We start from the raw sequence: 557 nt of genomic DNA on the forward strand, positions 1-557 counted from the left end.
CGATGCCGTATGCAACGATCGTGGACTTTTCGCGCTCGATGAACTGTTCAAAAACGAAGGTATTGGGTGTTCACGGAACTGTAAAGGAAGTCTACGGGCTCGACGACTGGAAAATCAATATCCGGGGATTCTGCATAGCAGACAAAAGCCGGGAAGGTTATAAGACGGTTGCCGAACAAGTGAACGCGCTCTGCAAGTTCCGCAAAGTGACGGAAGCGGTCGGAGTTACGGGAAGCATCTTCAACAACAAGGAAATTTACTCCATTGTCATTGATAACATTTCGTTCAATCCGATTCAGGGAAACAGCAGCGTAGTTCCATTCACGATAGAAGCAACGAGTGATAACCCTTATGAACTGACACTATGAGTTATATGATGTGCAGCCGGATCACATTCCCGGCAAACAAGAGACGCGAGGAACTGGTCATCTATACGATTTCGTCGATTCACATCGAAAGTTCATGGAAGATGCTGACAGACTCTGCAGAAATAGTCCTTCCCAGGCGTATCAAATACTTTGCCGGAAAAGACCTGAAGGAACTGCTGTCTGCCGGGG

1 protein-coding gene and 1 pseudogene are annotated in these 557 nt (G+C 47.4%); both read left to right on the plus strand.

Annotated elements, in window-relative coordinates:
* The coding region (locus HMPREF2794_RS30055) for a DUF6046 domain-containing protein (RefSeq protein WP_246839635.1) at positions 1 to 368 on the plus strand (368 nt) is incomplete at its 5' end.
* Positions 365 to 557: pseudogene (locus tag HMPREF2794_RS30060) on the plus strand (hypothetical protein); the annotation flags it as partial. The gene HMPREF2794_RS30055 and the pseudogene HMPREF2794_RS30060, both read left to right, overlap by 4 nt.

Origin of the sequence: Bacteroides sp. HMSC067B03, from assembly GCF_001811315.1 — a bacterium.
GTDB lineage: Bacteria > Bacteroidota > Bacteroidia > Bacteroidales > Bacteroidaceae > Bacteroides > Bacteroides faecis.